This window comes from Fulvitalea axinellae (assembly GCF_036492835.1).
GTDB classification, from domain to species: Bacteria; Bacteroidota; Bacteroidia; order Cytophagales; family Cyclobacteriaceae; genus Fulvitalea; species Fulvitalea axinellae.
On record NZ_AP025314.1, the window covers coordinates 458,504 to 478,523 of the forward strand.

General features: G+C 45.7%; 17 protein-coding genes. 14 read left to right on the forward strand and 3 right to left on the reverse strand.

Features of this window, described 5'->3' with window-relative positions; all coding sequences use genetic code 11:
- Position 1: 1 nt before the first annotated feature.
- On the reverse strand, positions 2-1,126 hold the full coding sequence (hemW, locus tag AABK39_RS01805) for a radical SAM family heme chaperone HemW (RefSeq protein ID WP_338393229.1): 1,125 nt from the start codon (positions 1,124-1,126) through the stop codon (positions 2-4).
- 151 nt (positions 1,127-1,277) lie between these two features.
- Here hemW and AABK39_RS01810 point away from each other — a divergent pair, with 151 nt between their 5' ends.
- The 7 genes from AABK39_RS01810 (at position 1,278) to porN (ending at position 8,829) form a co-directional block, all read left to right on the forward strand.
- On the forward strand, positions 1,278-2,357 hold the full coding sequence (locus AABK39_RS01810) for a DUF4271 domain-containing protein (RefSeq protein ID WP_338393230.1): 1,080 nt from the start codon (positions 1,278-1,280) through the stop codon (positions 2,355-2,357).
- Positions 2,358-2,399: 42 nt separating this feature from the next.
- Entirely contained in the window at positions 2,400-3,176 is a 777-nt protein-coding gene (locus AABK39_RS01815; RefSeq protein ID WP_338393231.1) for a uroporphyrinogen-III synthase, read from the forward strand.
- A gap of 109 nt (positions 3,177-3,285) precedes the next feature.
- Complete coding sequence (locus AABK39_RS01820) at positions 3,286-4,251, forward strand: PorP/SprF family type IX secretion system membrane protein (protein ID WP_338393232.1); 966 nt, start codon at positions 3,286-3,288, stop codon at positions 4,249-4,251.
- 130 nt (positions 4,252-4,381) lie between these two features.
- Positions 4,382-5,416, forward strand: a complete 1,035-nt coding sequence (gene porK / locus AABK39_RS01825) for a T9SS ring complex lipoprotein PorK/GldK (protein WP_338393233.1) — start codon at positions 4,382-4,384, stop codon at positions 5,414-5,416.
- Between the two features lie 43 nt (positions 5,417-5,459).
- Positions 5,460-6,359, forward strand: a complete 900-nt coding sequence (gene porL / locus AABK39_RS01830) for a type IX secretion system motor protein PorL/GldL (protein WP_338393234.1) — start codon at positions 5,460-5,462, stop codon at positions 6,357-6,359.
- Between the two features lie 35 nt (positions 6,360-6,394).
- Positions 6,395-8,032 carry a type IX secretion system motor protein PorM/GldM gene (gene porM / locus AABK39_RS01835; protein ID WP_338393235.1) on the forward strand — a complete coding sequence of 546 codons (1,638 nt, stop codon included), beginning with the start codon at positions 6,395-6,397 and terminating at the stop codon, positions 8,030-8,032.
- A gap of 35 nt (positions 8,033-8,067) precedes the next feature.
- Positions 8,068-8,829: a type IX secretion system ring subunit PorN/GldN gene (porN, locus tag AABK39_RS01840; RefSeq protein WP_338393236.1), complete on the forward strand. Its 762-nt coding sequence runs from the start codon at positions 8,068-8,070 to the stop codon at positions 8,827-8,829.
- Between the two features lie 72 nt (positions 8,830-8,901).
- Here porN and AABK39_RS01845 read toward each other — a convergent pair whose 3' ends face one another.
- The gene (locus AABK39_RS01845; protein WP_338393237.1) at positions 8,902-10,338 is read right to left on the reverse strand and encodes an NADP-dependent isocitrate dehydrogenase; all 1,437 of its coding nucleotides are present in this window, start codon (positions 10,336-10,338) and stop codon (positions 8,902-8,904) included.
- A gap of 360 nt (positions 10,339-10,698) precedes the next feature.
- Here AABK39_RS01845 and AABK39_RS01850 point away from each other — a divergent pair, with 360 nt between their 5' ends.
- The 7 genes from AABK39_RS01850 to AABK39_RS01880 all read left to right on the forward strand — a co-directional run bounded on the left by AABK39_RS01850 (position 10,699) and on the right by AABK39_RS01880 (position 18,355).
- Positions 10,699-11,484, forward strand: a complete 786-nt coding sequence (locus AABK39_RS01850) for an enoyl-CoA hydratase/isomerase family protein (RefSeq protein WP_338393238.1) — start codon at positions 10,699-10,701, stop codon at positions 11,482-11,484.
- Positions 11,485-11,562: 78 nt separating this feature from the next.
- A complete protein-coding gene (locus AABK39_RS01855; RefSeq protein ID WP_338393239.1) occupies positions 11,563-13,071 on the forward strand; it encodes an oligosaccharide flippase family protein in 1,509 nt (502 codons plus the stop codon).
- Between the two features lie 59 nt (positions 13,072-13,130).
- Positions 13,131-13,562: a dUTP diphosphatase gene (gene dut / locus AABK39_RS01860; protein WP_338393240.1), complete on the forward strand. Its 432-nt coding sequence runs from the start codon at positions 13,131-13,133 to the stop codon at positions 13,560-13,562.
- Between the two features lie 52 nt (positions 13,563-13,614).
- Positions 13,615-14,625 carry a sugar nucleotidyltransferase gene (locus AABK39_RS01865; RefSeq protein ID WP_338393241.1) on the forward strand — a complete coding sequence of 337 codons (1,011 nt, stop codon included), beginning with the start codon at positions 13,615-13,617 and terminating at the stop codon, positions 14,623-14,625.
- A 14-nt stretch (positions 14,626-14,639) separates the two neighbouring features.
- Positions 14,640-16,394 carry a tetratricopeptide repeat protein gene (locus AABK39_RS01870; protein WP_338393242.1) on the forward strand — a complete coding sequence of 585 codons (1,755 nt, stop codon included), beginning with the start codon at positions 14,640-14,642 and terminating at the stop codon, positions 16,392-16,394.
- Positions 16,387-17,166 (forward strand): DUF4292 domain-containing protein, encoded by a 780-nt coding sequence (locus tag AABK39_RS01875; RefSeq protein WP_338393243.1) that lies wholly within the window; start codon positions 16,387-16,389, stop codon positions 17,164-17,166. Before AABK39_RS01870 ends, AABK39_RS01875 begins: the two co-directional genes overlap by 8 nt.
- Positions 17,147-18,355, forward strand: a complete 1,209-nt coding sequence (locus AABK39_RS01880; RefSeq protein ID WP_338393244.1) for a murein hydrolase activator EnvC family protein — start codon at positions 17,147-17,149, stop codon at positions 18,353-18,355. Before AABK39_RS01875 ends, AABK39_RS01880 begins: the two co-directional genes overlap by 20 nt.
- Before the next feature lie 14 nt (positions 18,356-18,369).
- On the opposite strand, the gene AABK39_RS01885 is transcribed toward AABK39_RS01880, so the two are convergent.
- The gene (locus AABK39_RS01885; protein ID WP_338393245.1) at positions 18,370-19,935 is read right to left on the reverse strand and encodes a hypothetical protein; all 1,566 of its coding nucleotides are present in this window, start codon (positions 19,933-19,935) and stop codon (positions 18,370-18,372) included.
- Positions 19,936-20,020 lie beyond the last annotated feature (85 nt).

The window sequence follows — 20,020 nt, forward strand, 5'->3', positions numbered from 1 at the left end:
CCTAAACGAATAGGTCCGTTGCTATTTTGTCCGCCAGCAATTTCCCTTTTTCCGTAAGGAAGATGCTTTTCTTTTCTATGTAGATGTAGTTGCCGTTCGTTAGGTTTTCAATTTTTTCCCGATGTTTCGACAACAGGTCCACTTCAAACAGATTACTGATGCGTTCTGCGTCAGTGCCCCATTTTGTCCGTAAAGAAGTGAGGATATACTCGTTTATTTGATCGTCCAGGTTCAACGGCTCGAAAATGGCTGGTAATTCTCCGCTTTCGATCGCTTTGGCGTATTTTGGATTGTTGGGAACATTGTATTCCCGTTGTTTTCCATTGTAGGAATGAGCTCCAGGCCCTAATCCAAGGTATTTGGCGTGTCGCCAATAACCGCTGTTGTGTCTGGAATGCTTGTCGGGCAGGCTGAAATTTGAAATCTCGTATTGTTCGTAGCCATTTTTATTAAGAGTTTCCAAAAGCATTTCGAACTGTTCCGCAGCGAAATCCTCTTCCACTTCGGTGAATTTTCCCTTGCGGAGCCAATTTCCGAACGCGGTGTCATGTTCTACGGTAAGTGCGTAGGCCGAAATGTGTTCTGGCTTCAGCCTCATCATAGTTTCCAGATCCCGCATCCAGATGTCGTGGTTGTTTGACGGAATGGCGTAAATAAGATCCAGACTCAGGTTGTCAAAACCTACTTTCCTCGCCCGATTAACAACCTCAATGGCCTCTTTTCCATTATGGAGTCGATTAAGTTTTTTGAGAAAGCCGTCGTCGAAAGACTGAATTCCCACGCTGAGCCTATTGATTCCAAGCGATTTTATGCCTCGAAGTTTTTCTTCGCTTAAGTCATCAGGGTTGGCTTCTAGTGTTATTTCCACATTTGGGCTGACTAGATGGGTTTTTTGTATTTTTTCAAGTATCTGCTCCAGTTCTGATATTTCCAGAATAGAAGGTGTTCCACCGCCAAAATAAATCGTGTCTATCTTTTCCCCCTCCAGATAATCCGTCCGCATGGAAATTTCCTGCGTAATGGAATCGACAATCCTTGTGCGGAGCCGCATGCTGGTGCGGAAATGAAAATCGCAATAGTGGCAGGCTTGCCGGCAAAATGGAATGTGTATGTAAATTCCCGCCATAATTAGGGTGGATAGTGGTGGTTTTGTGAGGTCAAGGCTCCGATATTCGTTCGGCGCTCGCGAATTAAAGCATCTTTATTTAATTTTAACGGAACGAAAAGGGGCTAATTGCTCCAGAGCTTCGTTTTGTATGATGCGAAAAAGACTCTTTATGCGGCTTAAATCATTGCTAATGTGCCTTACGGCGCTGTTTTTTCTTTCGTTTGGCCATGGCTTGAAAGCTGAGGATTTAAGGCGTGAAGGGTTTGTATATAATCAAGCCACCGGCAGTTTTGTGCCGTACGTGGGTGGAAAGAGCCTGTCGGATGTTAAAGAGATGGGTTTTTTCGTAAACGCTGAGCGGGATTCCCTGAAAATGTTTTTGCCTAAGGGCTCGTCTTTGTTTGTGAATAATAAATTAGCGGCGATTTCCAAGGAAGGTCACCTGTCTGTTGCGGTTTCCCTATTGTTGTCCTATTCAGAGAGTGAAGACGAAGCGTTTGTTGTCCTTTATAACCCGGCGGGGCTGAATGGGGCCCGTTTCCAAAACGAAACGAAGAGGCAGGCGGATTCTCATGAAGAGCAGAGGGATGGTTCCGACTATCGTGATTTTTTAGTAATGGGCAGTATGCTCGTTTTTGTTCTGATGGCTGTGCTAAGGCTGTATTACGGGGGGCGCCCGCTTTATTTGCCGTTGAATTTGCGAGGAAGTGGCCCTGTTGTGGCTGGTGGTAAGCGACGCTCAGGTTTTTCCGCTGGTGACGTGGCCTTGTGGTCGGGGTATGGATTGGCTGTTGGTTTTGTAGTGGCGAACCTGAAACTACTTTCAAGCGAAGTTCCGATAACGCAGATTTCCTTGCGTGACGCTCTTTGGGTTTGGGGCGTTTGGGGAATGGCTTTTACGTTCCTGTTGGGGACGAAGAGGTTATATTTGTCTTATATGGCAAGTGTTTTTGCCCTAAACGGAGTGGATTTCATTCATTTCCGAGATTTTGTGTCATATAGGCTTTACGGAGCGATGGTAGCACTATTTGCTGTGCTTTTGTTGTTCTTTGCTCAGGGCTATGTGTCGTTTTCATTATATGAAATTGTCTTCGAAATCCTATTAATGTTTTATTTTGTATTTTTTATTGTGTTTTATTTATTTTCTTTTCGTTCTTTCCCGTTTAACAAATTCCATTTATTTTCTTACCTTTGCATCTCCGAAACGTTGCCTTTCTTGGCGGGGCTGAAGATTCTCCTGAGCCATTGAGGTGATCCCGCCGCAGGAACCAGGCCTTAACCCCTTATAATTATGACAACAGTGAGTAAGGATGAGATAAAACCGGTTAAAAGTATCCTTGTTTCCCAGCCCAAACCAAAGACGGAAACGTCTCCCTATTATACTCTGGCCGATAAATACGGCTTGAAAGTGGACTTTAGGCCTTTCATTCAGATTGAGCCGGTAAGCGTAAAAGAGTTTCGTCAGCAGAAGATTGACGTGCTCAGCCATACGGCTGTTATCTTTACGAGCCGGAATGCCGTAGATCACTTTTTCGGTTTGTGCAAAGAGATGAAAATCGAAGTGCCGGCCGATATGAAATATTTTTGCATTTCGGAACAAACCGCAAATTACTTACAGAAGTACATTGTTGTAAGAAAACGTAAGATTTTCACGGGGCAACGTACAGCTTTGGAGTTGATCGAGGTGTTGAAGAAACACAAAAAAGAGAAGTTCGTTTTCCCATGCTCGAATATCAGGAAGAATGATATTCCGGACTTTCTGGACAAGGGCGGTTACGAATTTTCGGAGGCTGTAATTTATCGTACCGTAGCCAGTGATTTGTCTGATCTGGCTGACGTAAACTACGATATTATAGCGTTTTTCAGCCCTTCTGGAATCAATTCCCTGATGGTGAATTTCCCAGAGTTTTCACAAGAAGATACTCGTATCGCGGCCTTTGGCCCAACCACGGCAAAGGCTGTGCGCAATGCGGGTTTGGAGCTGGATATTGAAGCGCCTTTACCTAATGCGCCATCTATGACTGGGGCGTTGGAGCTGTACATCAAAAAGGCTAATGGAATAAAATGATAAGCAGGGGCGCGTAATGGCGCCCCTCTTGTTACACGATTTTTTTTTGGCTGAATATGATCCTGTAAATATTTTGCTATATTTAGGTCTTATACTACCTTGAGGTGTTATGAGGCAAATCCGATTCATTATTTTTCTCGCCATGTGTTGTGTTTTGGCGGTGGGGGCAAAAGCCCAGCAGGGGCAGAGGTACGCACAATACATGTTCAATACCTTTGCGTATAACCCGGCTTACGCAGGTGTCCCGGGCATGACTCAAATAGGCTTGCTCTATAGGTCAAACTGGACTGGTTACGATCCGTCCTTTGGCGATAACGCCAACCTTAATACAAAGCTTTTCACGTTGAACTCCCCAATCTTAAGAGCGAACAGTGGCGCTGGCTTGACGGTAGTCAGTGATGTGATAGGTCCGTTGGTTTACCTTCATGGTAATGTCGCCTACGCTTATCATCTGGGAATAGGTGAAAATAAATTGAGTTTTGGTATTCAAGCGGGATTTGTAAACCAGTCCCGAGACAACTCGGCGACCAGGGTTGTAGATGAGACGGACCCTCTTTTGGGTGTGTCGGAAAACCAGACAAGGCCGGATATGGCGGTAGGTATGTATTTTCAGGGACAGAGAATCTATGCCGGAGTGTCTTATAGCCACCTTCTGAAATCAGAGTTTAATTTTGGTAGCGACGATTTTACTAACCCCTTGGAGTCTGAAGTGACCTTTACCGGTGGGTATAACTTTACATACAATTACGATTTTGTTATTACGCCATCGTTTTTTGTGTTAACGGATTTTAAAGATTATACTTTTGATGTGTCAACCGTTGTAACTTACAAGAAACAAATATGGGGAGGTTTGTCGTACCGGGATTCAGACGCTATGTCCTTGTTGTTGGGCTATGGATTCCTGAAAGACAAATCGTTACGGTTTGGTTACGCTTTTGATTATGTTTTCTCAAATCAGGAAGCGAAATCTCCGACTTCTCATGAGTTTTCATTAAATTACACGTTGCCACTCTCCGGAAAAGCTAACAAAAAGATCATCCAGACGCCAAGGTATAAGCACTCGGAAAATTATTAGATTTATACTTATTTTCACGGATAGAGTGGAGGCGCTTCGTCTTGTTAAAATTAATCAGTATTTTAGGCAAACTTTAAGCGACAAGGCGTTTCTAATTGATAACAACAGGTTTGAATAAAATTGCAGTGTTATGATCAAGCGAATTTCCAACGTGGGGCTTCTATGCCTTTACGGGGTCGTGGCCCTGTTGCTCCAAGGCTGCGGGCTTTTCGGCGGCAGAGGTGAGGCGGACGACCAGGGAGAACTGATCGGTGTCCAGGGCAGGGAGGGGTGGTATCCTCTTACGCCTTATGGCATGGTTACGATCCCGGCGGGTACCTTTCACATGGGGCAAGCCGACGAGGATGTGGCCTCGACCCAGAACAACTTCAACAAACAGGTAACGATCAGTGAGTTCTATATGGACGATTCTGAGATTACGAACAACGAGTATCGTCAGTTCGTGAATGCGTTGCTTGAGGACTCGGTGAGTAACTTGGGCGAAGAGCTCATTTACAGTACTTATTATCCGGACACTACCGTTTGGATGAGGGATTTCTCTCACCACTTGGGAGATCCAATGTTGGCTTACTACTATTCACACCCCGCATACGACGATTATCCGGTGGTGGGTGTAAACTGGGAAGCCGCAAGGTACTTTTCAAAATGGAGAACTAACCACCTGAACGAATATCGTGCGGGGCAAGGAGAGTTCAACATGCCGGCATTCCGCTTGCCGTCTGAGGCTGAGTGGGAATATGCTGCCCGTGGTGGACGTGACATGGCCAAGTATCCTTGGGGTGGTCCGTATATCACGACCACAAGAGGTTGTTTGATGGCTAACTTCAAGCCAGGCCGAGGCAACTACTACAATGACGGATACGCTTACACTTCCCCTGCGTATCAATTCTACCCTAACCAATACGGCTTATACGATATGGCCGGAAACGTGGCGGAGTGGTGCGAAGACGCCTATAACCCGGCTGCGGTACCATTGGTTTGGGACCTTAACCCTACTTATTTTGACGAGAGCGAGCCACGCAAAGTGGTTAGGGGTGGGTCATGGAAAGATATTTCCTATTACCTGCAGACTGGAACCCGTACCTATGAGCATAAGGACTCGACTAGGTCTTATGTCGGTTTCCGTTGCGTAATGGACTATCTGGGCAGATCCGGAGCGTTCTAGTACAATCTTTAAAACAGAAAATGTCATAAAAATCGATACGAAAATGAGCAAGAAAAAAGGTGGAGCAGTTACGTTCTTTTACGAGAGAATTGCGCCGGTAGCGACAGGTCTTGGAGCTGCGGTGGTTATCCTTGGCGCATTGGCCAAACTTCAGCACTGGGGTATAGCGTCATTACTTTTGAATGTTGGTATGGGAGCTGAAGCCTTTCTGTTTGTAATGTTTGCTTTTCAGCCTATACATAGAGATCCGGATTGGTCATTGGTTTATCCCGAATTAGATCCGGAAAGTGGATCCAGGCCTGCACCACGCAAAAAGAATGCGGGGTCGTCTACTTCGCAGAAGCTTGACAACATGCTTGAGAAGAACCGCATTGGTGACGATTTGGTTCAGAGTCTCGGAAATGGAATCAAGAATTTGGCTACTTCCGTAAATAAAATGTCTTCTGTAGGTGACGCTTTTGGTGCCACTCAGGCTTACTCGGAAAATGTTAAGCGCGCCACTGCTTCATTGTCTGAAATGAACAAGGCTTATTCGGGTACAGTGTCTTCGATGACAAACGCTGCCAACGCCTCGCAAAAAGTGATTGCGGACATGACGCACACTACAAGAGACGTAATGGGACGTTTGGCTCAGGCTTCAAAATCAGCTGCGGACAACCTGTCTTCGACTTCTAACGATGCGAACGAATACCAGAACCAGCTTCGTGCGGTTACAAAAAATCTCGGCGCTTTGAATACTGTTTACCAAATGGAATTGAAAGATTCTAGCGGTCACCTCAAGGCAATGAATAACTTCTATGGAAACATGGCCAAAGCGATGGACAACATGTCTTCGGCTGCTAACGAAAGCCAGCACTTCCAGCAGGAGATTAACAAGCTTACCAGCAACCTCGCTTCTCTGAACAAGGTTTACGGTAGCATGCTGACCGCAATGAAAGGTTGATAATTATTTTCTTAACGAAATTTATTTTCTAAGATATGGCAGGAGGAAAGGAAACTCCACGTCAGAAACTTATCAACCTCATGTATTTGGTCCTGTTGGCCATGCTTGCGCTTAATGTAAGTAGTGGCGTACTGGATAAGTTCTGGACCATTAATAAGAGCTTGGAAAAGTCTGTCGAGGATACAAACGACAAAAATACAAGTACAGTAAAGGGAATACAGGCCTCCGTTGATGAAATGGGAGGTAGTGATGGGAAGTACGGCCCAATTTTGACGAAGGCCCAGAATATTCGAAAAATCACTGAAAAAGCTCTTGGAGATATTGAAGCCTTCAAAAAGAAGTTGACTGTTGAATCAGGAGGCAATGATGAAGGTGGAGAAAAACCCAAGGGCCTGAAGGATGAGAATTCTGTAGCCAATTTGATGGTGAAAAAGAAGGAAGGCCTTAAGGTTCAGCAAACTATTAACGACTACACGGCAACGTTGCAGAAACATGTGCCTAAGGTGAAGTTTGCAAAACTGGCTTTGGATCCAAATGAGGATGCAGCCTTGCAAAATGATAAGGAGCAACGGAATAAGAGCTTCAGTATATACCACTTCTCTCAGACTCCTCTTGTCGCTGCTTTGGCTACATTGTCGGATTTTCAATCAAAAATGATAGCTCAAGAAGCGCAAGCTTTAGAGCACTTGGCAAAGCAAGTGGGCGCTAAGGACTATAAGTTTGAAACCATTGTTTTGAAAGCTATTCCAGAATCGAAGGTTGTAGCTGCCGGAACGAAGTATACAGCCAAATTATTTTTGGCTGCGCAATCTTCAAACGTAACTCCTCAGATGTTCCATAACGGAAAGGCTCTTCCGGTTGATGCAAACGGTGTAGCAACTGTTGAGTTTACAGCCTCGGCGAAAAATTATGATAAGGAAGGTCGTAGCAAACAAACTTATACAGCATCAGCAAAAATGGAAGGAGCTGGAGGTAGCGGTGATATACAGCCGATTGTTGAGGAGTTTATCGTAGCTAAACCAGTTATTCAGATCCAGTCAGCGGCGGTACAAGCCTTGTACTTCAACTGTGGTAACGAAATGAATATTCAGGTTCCTGCATTGGGCACAAACTACAACCCTTCTTTCAGAACTTCGGGCGCTAGTAACTACCCGATGGCCAAGAAAGGTTTTGTGACTATCGTACCTAACGGAAGCTCGAAAAAGGTGGGAGTGACTGTTTCAAGTAACGGATACACTATCGGAACAGAGACTTTCGGCGTTCGTAAGATTCCAACTCCAGACGTAACGGCTTATTATAGAAACAAGCCGATTGACGGAAAGAAAGGACTTTCGAAAGCCCCAAGGTCGTTTGAAGTAAGACCTATTCCGGACCAAAGTTTCTTGGAGTTTTTGCCAAAAGACGCCCGTTACCGCATAGCGGAGTGCGAGGTGGTTTTGGTAAGAAACAACAAAGCTAAAGGCCGGGCTATTAGGGTTAAGTTGAGTGGCTCTGATATCCAGAAAGATTTTAACAAAGGCACAAAAATTAATCTCGGCAACATGGCGAGAGAGGCTCGTGCTGGAGACCGTATCTTGGTGGATGTGAAAAGGGTTGTTCGTGTTAACTTCAAGGGCAACGTAGAAGACGTAAAGCTTACGAGCACTTATATCAATATCCCGATAGGAGGATAATAGGAAGAACTTAAGCAGCGTAAAATAATTGTGTTATGAGATCTTATAAGTTTATATGGGGTTTAGCAACGGTTTTGCTGTTGCTTTCAGGCTCTGGCGCTTTTGCGCAGGAGGAAAATGATGCCTATAACCCAAACTCGGTTTATCCGATTAGTAAGCACGATCAGCTTTACAACAAGCGGATCTGGCGCAGGATGGATCTCCGTGAGAAAATCAATCAACCGTTCTTCTCGAAGAATAAGGAGATTACAAAATTCTTGATGGACAGAGTAAAGGACGGAAGTCTCGTTCCTTACTATTCAGATTCATTGGACGCGGAAATGAGTCAGGTTGATTTCCAAAAAAGAATCACTCAAAAGGGAACGGAAAATGAGTTCTACCCTGACGAGTTCACGGTTCTTGAAATTGTAGAGGACTTGATCTTTGACAAAAAGCGTTCGCGTCAGTATTTTGATGTGCAGGTGATAGGAATGTGGCAATTGGCCAGTGTCGTTGACGACCCTGAGTTGAGACCGTATGACACGCCTATCGCTTATTTCCGCTACAAGGATTTGGAAAAACTCTTCCGCGATAATCCAGAGGACGCAATGTGGTATAACCGCAATAACGCGGCGGGCCATTTGAATTTCGCCGACGCTATTTTGCTGAGGTTGTTCCACGCTAGGATCACTAAAGTTGATAATCCTGATAACTTGGAAATCGAGGATATCGCACCGAATCCACAACAAGCCTTGTTTGCTAGCCAAGAGGCCGAGTACAAACTTATGGAGATGGAGCACGACCTTTGGGAGTATTAATACTCCTTGGATGATAAAAGAAAAGGGTGGTACCGTTACGGTATCGCCCTTTTTCATTGTGGGAAACTTTGCTTATTCTCCTTGCGCAAGAGAGTAAGCTCTGGTTCCGTCAAATTCGTAAAGGTTTTCTGTTTTGATAAAATCCAGGCCAGCGTCGCTAAGTTGCTCAAGCAATGCGGTGATGTCTTTATGGCTGAACTCATCTTTTGTGAAACGTAGACGCCAATGGTCGGCCACGGAAGTTTCCGGGTTGCCATTCGGATAGACGATTACGCCGCGGCTCGTGATGTTTTTCAGTTTGACAGAGCCTGTTTCTATCGCGTTTACTTTTTCGCCAAGCTCGTCGGCCGATGAGCCGTCCCAATCTACGAAAACGTCGACGCCAACCAGTTTTTTAGTGGGTTTTGCCGGAGCGGTTTCTTCCCTTTTTGGGAATGCGGTCTCAGACGTTTCATAAGATACCGGCTTGAGATGTGTAGGCTTTTGTCCAAGGCGTTCGATAACGGCTTCGGCGAATTCCTGAGTCCCTACCTTGCGGGCGCTGGTTTGCGCATTGTAGATGTCTCCAGTATGTATTCCGTCCTCAATAGTTTTGAGCCAAGCGTTTTGGATGCGAGCGGCCACTTTCCCTTGTCCGATATGCACAAGCATCATGATGGCGCCGTTCAGAAGTCCTGAAGGGTTGGCGATGCCTTTTCCTGCGATATCAGGAGCTGAACCGTGGATAGCTTCGAACATAGCGTAATTACGACCGACATTCGAAGAGCCGCCGAGTCCGACAGAGCCGGTGATTTGGGCCGCAATATCTGAAATGATGTCACCGTAAAGGTTCAGCGTTACGATTACGTCAAACATCTCGGGTCTGTCAGCGATCATTGCCGATCCGATATCGATAATCATATGATCCTGCTCGATCTCCGGATACTCTTTTCCGATTTCTTTGAAAAGCTTATGGAACATGCCGTCGGCCTGTTTCATAATGTTATCCTTGGTCATGCAGGTTACCTTCTTGCGCCCGTAAGCTCTGGCGTAGTCAAAGGCGTAACGAATAATCCGTTCCGATCCCGGACGCGAGATCAGCTTGATCGATTGCACCACGTCGGCGCTTTGTTGGTATTCGATTCCGGCGTAAAGGTCCTCTTCGTTCTCGCGAACGATGACCATATCCGTGGACGGATGATGAGTGTTTACGAAAGGATGGTAAGCTCGGCATGGCCTGACGTTCGAATAAAGGCCGAGCGTTTTGCGAGTGGTGACGTTAAGACTTTTGAATCCACCGCCTTGAGGGGTGGTGATCGGCGCTTTCAGGAACACTTTCGTCTCCTTGAGCGAATCCCAAGCCTTGGGCTCAATGCCGGTGGAGATTCCTTTGGTGTAGACTTTTTCACCGATTTCGATTACGTCAGTTTCAATTTCCGCGTTTGCGGCCTTGAGAATGGAAAGCGTGGCTTCCATGATTTCCGGACCGATTCCGTCACCATATGCGACGGTTACTTTGGTTTTAGCCATTGAATGCGGGTTTAGGAGTTAAATTTAGGCGTTTCTTGTTGTTATGGCTAATTTAGTAAAATCGCTTTAATGTGTTAATGCTTTGAATCGTTTATAGTAAACGAAGACTATTTAAAAAATCGATAGCCTCACGAAAGAAAAGGATGACCGGTGCGTTTAGAGTGAGTTGTTCCTGTTAGGAGGGCTCTGAGTGACGGTTTTTGGCGTTTAAATTGTTGCCCTATAAAGGTTTCCGGATTTAGGGACTTTTGGCCCCTTCGGGAGATTGAAAAACAAATGCCTAATAATTAGTGGGGCTTTTTTGTGATTGTTGCCCCAAAATGTATATTTGATATTGAATCATTTCGCAGATTGACAAAGATGGCTGAATCTGGGTGCATAAAAATCGATACCAGTAACCAAATCATGACGATCGCTTTTGACCGTCAGGATAAGCTGAACGCCTTGAGCGTTTCGGTTCTGGATGTTCTTAGGGAAAGAATCGAGGAAGTTTACGACGATAATGATATCAAAGGCGTCATTATTACCGGTGAGGGCAGTAAAGCGTTCTCTTCGGGCGTGGACATCGACGAGATTTCGACTTTGAACGAGTTGAACGCGCGGAAATTTTCCGAAAAAGGGCAGGAGATCATGAATTTGATCGAAAACTGCCACAAGCCTGTCATTGCGGCGATTGACGGATATGCGTCGGGAGCCGGGTGCGAGCTGGCTATGTGTTGCCATCTGAGAGTGGCCACGGAGCATTCTAAATTTGGTTTTCCGGAAGCGAATGTGGGGATCATTCCCGGGTTCGGAGGTACGCAACGCCTTCCTAGGTTGGTAGGAAAAGGCAAAGCCTTGGAATTGTTGCTTACGGGAGATTATATCTCGGCGCAGGAAGCTAAAATCACAGGTTTGGTGAATTATCTGGTCAGCGACAGAGAGGAGCTTTTATTTAAGTGCAAGAACGTGCTTGACAAAGTTATCGCAAAAGCCCCTTTGGCCATCGGTATGCTGATCAATTGCGTTAACGCTTCTTTCGGGAATCAGGAAGGCGGTTATCAGACCGAAGCGAACAGTTTCTCGAATTGTAGTAAAAGTCAGGACTTTAAGGAAGGAATTACGGCATTCGTGGATAAGCGAGAGCCGAATTTCATCGGAGAATAATATTCAATACATAGGGTTTTAAGGCCGTGCCGGGGTTTCAGTATACGATTCCCCGGTACGGCTTCGTTTTTTTAGCGCATGGGAAGTCTTAAGAAATTAGCGAGCGACACGGTGATTTACGGTGTGAGCACCATCATGGTACGTTTGCTCAATTACCTGTTGGTCCCGATTTATACGGGGTATCTCGATTCCGCTGATATGTATGGCGAAGTTGGGAATCTGTACGCTTACGCGGCCTTCTTTGTGGTGTTATACACCTTTGGCCAAGAAACGGCGTATTTTCGGTTTGCCAACAAAGAAAAAGATAGGGCCAAGGAGATCTACGCTTCGTCACTCTCGTCAGTGGCTTTGTTCAGTCTAATCTGTTCGGCTTTAATATGTGTGTTTGCGGGGCCGATAATGGTTGCTGTCGATTTGCCGGGCCAAGAGCATTACGCATATCTTTTCGCTTCCATTTTTGCGATCGACGCAGTGATGTCGATTCCGTTGGCAAAGCTTAGACTTGAGAATAAAGCGTTGCGGTTCACATTCATAAAAGTTTTCCAAGTTCTATTGACTTTAGGTTTGAATATCCTGTTTGTAATAGTCTTTAGGAAAGTCTACGATGGTGAATTCTGGATAACGGGCCAAGATTGGGTTCGCTCTTGGTATGATCCGACCGATCTTGTGAAATACATTGTGGCGATTAACCTGGTGGCGAATGGCATTTGCTTTTTCTTGATTATAGATCAGTTCAGGGGAGTCAAATTCAGAATCAGCCGTGAGTTTTTCCGGCCGATGCTGTCGTACGGCTATCCGTTGCTTTTTAACGGATTGGCGGGTATGTTGATTTCGCAACACACGATCATTATCCTTTTGAGGAAATTTCTGCCCGAGGGTTTTTATGGAAACCAGAGCGTAGAGGAGACGGTAGGAATATTTACGGCATGCGCCAAACTCGCCATTTTTATGAATTTGGGCGTAATGGCGTTTCGCTATGCGTCGGAACCGTTTTTCTTTGCGAAAGCTCAAGACAGGACCTCTCCGAAATTATTCGCCGATGTAGCCCGTTACTTTATGATTTTCGGGAGTTTAGTGATGCTCGGGATTTCGTCAAACTTGGATATTCTTGGGCCGATGTTTTTGAAGAAAGATATTTACCTCCAAGGGCTGGATGTAGTTCCGGTTTTGCTTCTGGCGAATCTGATGCTGGGCTTTTATTATAACCTGTCGATTTGGTTCAAACTAACGGACAAAACAAAATACGGAGTCTATATCTCGGCGGGTGGCGCTGTTCTAAGCTTTGGACTTAATATAATATTGATCCCGAAGTTCGGTTATATGGGCGCTGCGTCTGGTAATGTTGCCGTATATGCTCTGATGTGTGCAACGAATTATTGGCTGGGCCAGAAACACTACCCGATTCCGTATAATTTATTCGCTTTGGTGGCTTACCCGTTGGTGGCTTTGGCCTTGGTTCCGGTAATGAAAGCGATAGAACACGATAGTTTGATCCTGCAAAAGGCGATGCAAGCGGGTGTGTTGTTGCTCTTTATGGCCGTGATATATTTTATAGAAAAACCAAAATCGAAAGCCAAAATAAGGTAACTTGCGGGGCAAATCCTGAGCGTCAGGGAGCTGGAGTTATAAGATTAACCATAATGGAAATGAACGTTAAAGTTATAAATAAGTCCGGGCATTCCTTGCCTGTTTATCAAACAGACCTTTCTGCGGGAATGGATCTGCATGCTTGCCTTACAGAGCCTGTTACTTTGAAACCCTTGGAAAGGATGCTGGTTCCCACCGGTTTGCATATCGAGTTACCGGCGGGTTTTGAGGCACAAGTAAGGCCACGAAGCGGTTTGGCTTTCAAACACGGACTTACTGTATTGAACAGCCCGGGAACAATCGACGCCGATTATAGAGGCGAAATAAAAGTGCTCTTGGTGAACTTGTCGAACGACGAGTTCGAGATCCGTGACGGAGAACGTGTGGCGCAAATGGTAGTGGCCAAACACGAAAGAGTGGAGTGGCTGGAGGCCGAAGCGCTTACGGATACCGAAAGAGGTGCGGGAGGATACGGAAGCACAGGGAAATAATTACGTGACTGACAACTTATCTAAAAATACTTTTTAATTACCGCAAGAACTTATGAACATCGTTGTTCCAATGGCGGGAATGGGGAAAAGAATGCGCCCCCATACCCTCACGGTACCGAAACCTTTGGTGCCGATCGCAGGTAAACCTATTGTACAGAGGCTGGTCGAAGACGTAGCCAAAGTCTGCGATGAGAAAATCGAAAAAGTTGGCTTTGTAATCGGAAGAAATTTCGGAGCCGAGGTTGAGGCAGGCTTGATCAAGATAGCCGAATCAATCGGAGCGGAAGGCCATATCTATTATCAGGACGAAGCTTTGGGAACGGCACACGCTATCCATTGCGCCAAAGAGCTTCTCGAAGGCAACGTAATCGTAGCCTTTGCCGATACCCTTTTCAAAGCCGACTTTAAGCTTGACGCCGACAAGGACGGAATTATTTGGGTACAAAAAGTAGAAGATCCTTCGGCTTTCGGCGTTGTACAGCTGGATGCTGAGGGCCGTATCGTGGAGTTTGTCGAAAAACCGCAGACTTTCGTTTCGGATTTGGCGATCATCGGTATTTACTACTTCAAGCAAGCCGAGCGCCTTCGTGACGAGACCCAGAAGCTGATCGACAACAACATTATGGACAGTGGCGAATACCAGTTGACCAGAGTGTTGGAGAGCATGAAACAGGACGGTGTCGGGTTTTATCCGGGAGAAGTGCAGGAATGGCTCGACTGTGGCAATAAAAATGCTACCGTTAATACAAACAAGAGGTATCTGGAATATATCAGAAACGAGGAACACCTTGTGGACGAATCTGTTCGAATGATAAACTCTGTTATTATTCCTCCTTGCTACGTGGCCAAAGGGGCGCATATCACAAATAGTGTTATCGGCCCTTACGTTTCGGTGGGGAAAGACACCACCATTAGCGATTCGCGTATCGCGAACTCCATTATCCAAGGGGAAAGCGATATCAGCAAGGCTAACATCACCGATTCAATGTTCGGCAACCACGCCACATACCATGGCAAGGCCCGTAACCTGAGTATCGGTGACTATAATTTGATCGAAGAATAAAAGATTGTAAAAGTATGAGATTGTCTTTTGGTAAGATAGTACTGGGTGTGGTCGCTATGGCCTTATTGTCTGTAGGCGACGCTGAGGCGCAACGCGGTAAACGGAAGAAAAAAGATAACCGTTACGGCACCCATGCGCCCAAAGAGCTGGAGGCTTCCGGCTTGGACGCCGAGTACTATTTTTCCGAAGGGCAAAAGTTCTATATCCTTGAAGACTTTGGCAAAGCGGAAGACTTCTTCGAGCGATCGCTTGAAATAGAACCGAACAACGCGGCAGCTAAATATCGTTTGGCTCAGATCGCCGCGTCGAAAGGCGAGATGGTACGGGCCGAACGTTTGGCCAAAGAAACGATCCGTCTGGATTCGCTGAACAAATACTACTACGTTACTTTGGCGAATATATACGCCAAGGAAGAAAAGCCGGATTTGTCCGCTTTGGTTTACGAACGGTTGGTAAATACGGTGCCGGGAACAGATGAGTATTACTACGAACTGGCCGCCATCAGAACTTACCAACAGAAATGGGACAAAGCTTTGGAGGCTTACGCCAAAATCGAAGAGGTTTATGGTCCTAGCGAAGGAGTGACAAGGCAGATTCAGAAGCTTTATCTTCGGAAAAACGATCTGGACGGTGCCATTGAGGCTGGTAAGAGGTTGATAGAAAGAAATCCGTCGAGCGAAGGTGCCGTATTGAATGTCGTGGGAATATTGATGGCAAACGGCAAAAACAAGGAGGCTTTGCCGTATTTGGAGAGTTTGCTGAAACAAGTTCCCGATTCGCCAAAGGCTGCGCTTATGTTGGCCGATATCGAAAGCCGTGAAGGTAATTTTGACTCCGCAGACAGTCTGATCCGCTCTTCTTTGAATAGCGAGAGAATGTCGGCGCAGGACAAAGTGAATTTCTTGGCCCAAAAGATGCCCTTGTGGGCTTCTTCGGATTCGGGAAAGGAACAGGCGTCATCGTACCTGACCTTGTTGCTCGAAAAGCATCCGGATGAGGCTTCAACTTGGGGACTCGCTGGTGATTGGGAAAATTCTGTAGGCGATAAGGACAAAGCCCTGAAAAATTACACGGAAGCCCTTGAGTGGGATAAAAACAACTTCCCTGTTTGGCAGAATGTGGTTTCTCTTCAACTGGAGAAAAACCAGCTCGATAATGCCATTGAGTCGTCGGAAGAGGCGTTGACGTATTTTCCGAACCAAGCCATTATGTATTACTTCAACGGAACGGCTTATTTGATCAAGAAGTCATATAAGCGCGCCGCCAGTGCGTTTAAGCAGGGCATTAAGCTTTCTGAAGGTAATAAGGCTTTGAGCGCCGTACTTTGGGGGCAATTGGGAGACGCGTATAACGGGACTGAAGAGCACGAAAAGTCGGACAACGCTTATGACGAGGCGCTGAAGCTTGACCCGGAAAGCGAGCACGTTCTGAATAACTACAGTTACTTTTTGTCTTTGAGAAAAAAGAACCTTGAGAAGGCTCTTAAAATGTCGGGTCAGCTTGTAGAACGTTTTCCAGACAATGTCACCTATCTTGATACGCACGCTTGGGTGCTGTACCAGATGAAGGATTACGACAAGGCTTTGGTTTTGCTGAAAAAGGCTGTGGAAAAAGAGCCTTCGGGAGTGATAGTGGAACATTACGGCGATGCGCTGTACCGCAAAGGTAGAATAGACGAGGCGCGCAAGCAGTGGAAAAAGGCCAAAGAGCTCGGCGATACGTCGGACTTGTTAGATAAGAAAATCGCGGATGGAAAAATTTATGAATAGCAGAAAGTTGGTATACGGTCTTATGGCCGTAATGCTTTTTTTGACTTCGTGTAAGAAGACGCTTTTCAACTTTAACTTTCTGGACAAGGAATCGATTACCGTTAACAATCTGGATTTTGATTATTTGGAGATGAAATCCAAAATCCGGTTTCATGACGGTAAAAAACTGCAAAAAGCCTCGGCGCATATGCGCTTGCGCAAAGATTCCATAATTTGGATTTCGATAACGCCGTACGGCATCGAAGCCGCGCGCGCAATGTTTACGCAAGACTCGCTGGTTTTTATGGATAAAATCAACAAGACGTATTTTGTCCAGCATTATGACGAGTTGAGCGATAAGTTGAAAGTGGATGTTGATTTCAAGTTGTTGCAAGGTTTGTTAGTGGGCAATACTCCATTTCCTCCGGAAAAAAAGCGTAGGATTGTCCGCAACGACGAGAATTTCGAGATCCTTCAGCGGGCATCGGGATTGGATATAACCAATGTGATAAACCCTACCTCGCTAAAGGCGGAGAAAATCGTGGTGAAGCAACGCTCCACGGGTAGCACGCTTTCGGCCGAATACGGCGATTTCCGTTTCATCGACAAAAAACCGAAAAAGAAACGTGTGACTTATTTTCCCTTTGACAATTCGATCGATATGATCTATTATGTGAAAGACAAGGAAGTGGTGAGCACAAGGGTGCTGATCGAATGCACAAAGGTGCAGAAGGCGGACAAACTTCGTTTTCCGTTTAAAATCACCAAAAAATATGACCGCATCCAGAAATAAGGCCGGCTACGTCCGGTACTTTTTTGTTTTTTTTCTTCTGGTCGTTTCGCAAACGTATGCGCAACGGCGTTCGGATTTGGAACGCCAAAAGTCCAGAATCAACCGAAGAATTAAGGAAGCCAGTGCTATTCTGAAGGAAACGGAATCGCAGAAAAGGATTTCTATGGGCCAGTTGACGGCCCTAAACCGAAAGGTGGAAGCCCATGGCGAACTTGTAGCTTTCTTGCGGAAGGAAATGCGTGTGCTTAGTGGCGAGATAGAATCGAAGCAACAAGTGATTGTGGCTTTGGAAAACGACCTGCAAAACCTAAAGCAGGAGTATGCGGGAATGGTGTATTCCACGCAAAAATCCGCAGGGCGAAACCAGCGTTTGGCATTCCTGTTTTCGGCTGAGTCTTTCCGGGATTTTTTTATCAGAGTTGATTATCTTAAGCAATATGCGGAAGCCAGGAACAAGCAAATCGAGGCGATATCGGCGGTAAAGCAGGATCTGGAAGGGCAACGAATGGAAGTCAAGCAGACTTTGGAAGAGAAAACCGTACTGTTTGCCAAAGAGGAGCAGGAGCGGAAAAGTTTGGTGGCTTTGAGGCTGAAGCAGAAAGGCTTGTTGCAGAAACTTTCCAGAAAAGAGAAAGACCTCAAGAAAGACCTCAAGAAATATAAGCGGGATAAGAACAAGCTCGAGCGCCTGATAGCCGAAGTGGTGCGGAAAGAGGTGGCGAGAGCCAAGAAAGCCAAAGTATCGAAGAAAAACGCAACTGTGGCTGTTGTGGGAAAAGATTTTTCAGGCTTGAGAAAGAGACTGCCCTGGCCGGTGAAAAGCGGGTTTTTATCTTCCAGGTTTGGCAAGCATCCGCACCCGGTATTGAAAAATATTGTTGTCAGAAACCAAGGCGTTGACATCCAGACTTCGGGCGATGAAGAAGTGCGGTCCGTGCATTCGGGCGTTGTGAAAAGCATTGCCATGGTACCCGGCGCTATGAAAAACGTCGTGATAATCCAGCATGGCGATTATTTCACCGTTTACGCCAAGCTGAAGGAAGTGCGGGTGAAAAGTGGAGACCGTGTCAACGGAAACCAAACCATTGGGGTGGTAAGCACTGATAAGACAGGCAAAAGCGAAGTCCAATTCCAGGTTTGGAACAACCAGAAAAACCTGAATCCGGAAGATTGGCTCAGGCGCCGTTAAATTCCGCGTTTCGATTAACCGTTGTTAGTGGATTCCGCTAAAGTTTTCAAGGCTTTTTCCCTAATTACCTCACTGACTTTCCGGTTCTGGATTTTACTTTCCAGCCACGAGATGATATCGAAATAGGTGAAAGCGCGTCCTTCGTAAGGGATTTTTCTCAGCTCTTTGAGTTTGTCCAGTAAATTCCCGAAGGCTTCTTGCAATTGCCCGTCACCTTCGGGCGGAAGGTTTCTGAGGAATCTCAGAATGTGTTTTTGGTAAAGATTTACGTCTTCCTTTTTGATCAGGAACCGGTAAGTTGAGCGAATATAATATTCGACCAAATCCGTATTTTCCAATTCGAAATGGCTGATGAGGTTCAATATTCGGGCAAATCCCTGAATATCGGCCCGGAAGTCGAAGTCTCGGTGGTTGATAATTTTTCCAAGCCAATATACGGCCTCTTGATATTGCGAAGCGCCAAAGTGCATACAGGCGAATTTGTAATAGAAAACCATCACGTGGTGAAGGTCCATCACTTTTTTGTGTTGCTCCAATTCGTTGACGATAAACGGAATTTCCTCCGTACCACTTTCGAATCGCCCTTCCAAAAAATACCTGTTGAGCTTATGGGTCGCCAAATATTTGAACAGTTGCAACCGTAGATTATCCGTAAGTTTCAGTCCTTTTATGTCTTGGATTGCGCCAAGCCTATTCACCGAGTCATTGAAAAGATCGTATTTCTTTAGTTTGTAATGTCCTCGGGCCATGTTGTTGAGGCCCCTGATATACATCTCTATTTTTGAAAGGATATAATGAGGCGCCTCCTCAAAAAGCCTCACCCATTCCAGAGAGAAACGAAGCCCCTTCTGATAATCCTGAAGGAAATAATAGTAGCTGACCAGCGTACTGAAAAGGTACATTTTCTCGTCGGAGCTGAGCGTTTCTATGTCATAAGCCGGAAGGTTATCGTCAAAGAGTGTTTTGATCGTCTGGTATTCTTCCCGGTTCCTGATAAAGCCTTTGCTGACGTAATGGGCGTAGATCTGATTAAACAAATTGGAGAACTGATACACCTTGCCGATGTGATTTTGGATGTTCTCGGACTCTCGGCCCAACTGAGTAATCTGTTTGTCAAAATCGGCCCTGATAAGCTTCAGCGCCAGTTTTTTTTCCATTTCCAAAATCTGGAGAAGCAAAATGGTCTTGTCGCCTTTTTGCGCCAGTTTTTTCGCCTTGCGTAGCTTTTTTATGGCTTCGTTGTAAAGACATTTGTTGTACAGAACCGTGCAGTAATCGATGATCGATCTGATGCTGAGGTCTAGATCATCGTCAGTGTTCAGGACCCGGAGGCTTTGGAGCAGTTGTTTGTACAGGTGCGCTTTTAGATTCGACAACTGGCTGGGCTTAACGTCGGGGTTGCGCTTGAGAAAAAACTCGTCGTCGAGGCCGTGGCGCTTGTCTATGTGGTCGAACATGCGGATAAACCGGGAGTCCTCGTTGCCTTTGATTCGGCCTGCGAAAAGCTTGAAAAACCGTTTTTCCGACTTAGTTAGCGAAAAAATCAGATTCTCTACGGCGCTGTATTTGACGTTGGGCATCGTATTTATTTTTGAATGATATTCTACGAAATGGCTCTATACCATAATAAATGTAATGATTTAAGAGCGTTTGACCTTCGTAAAA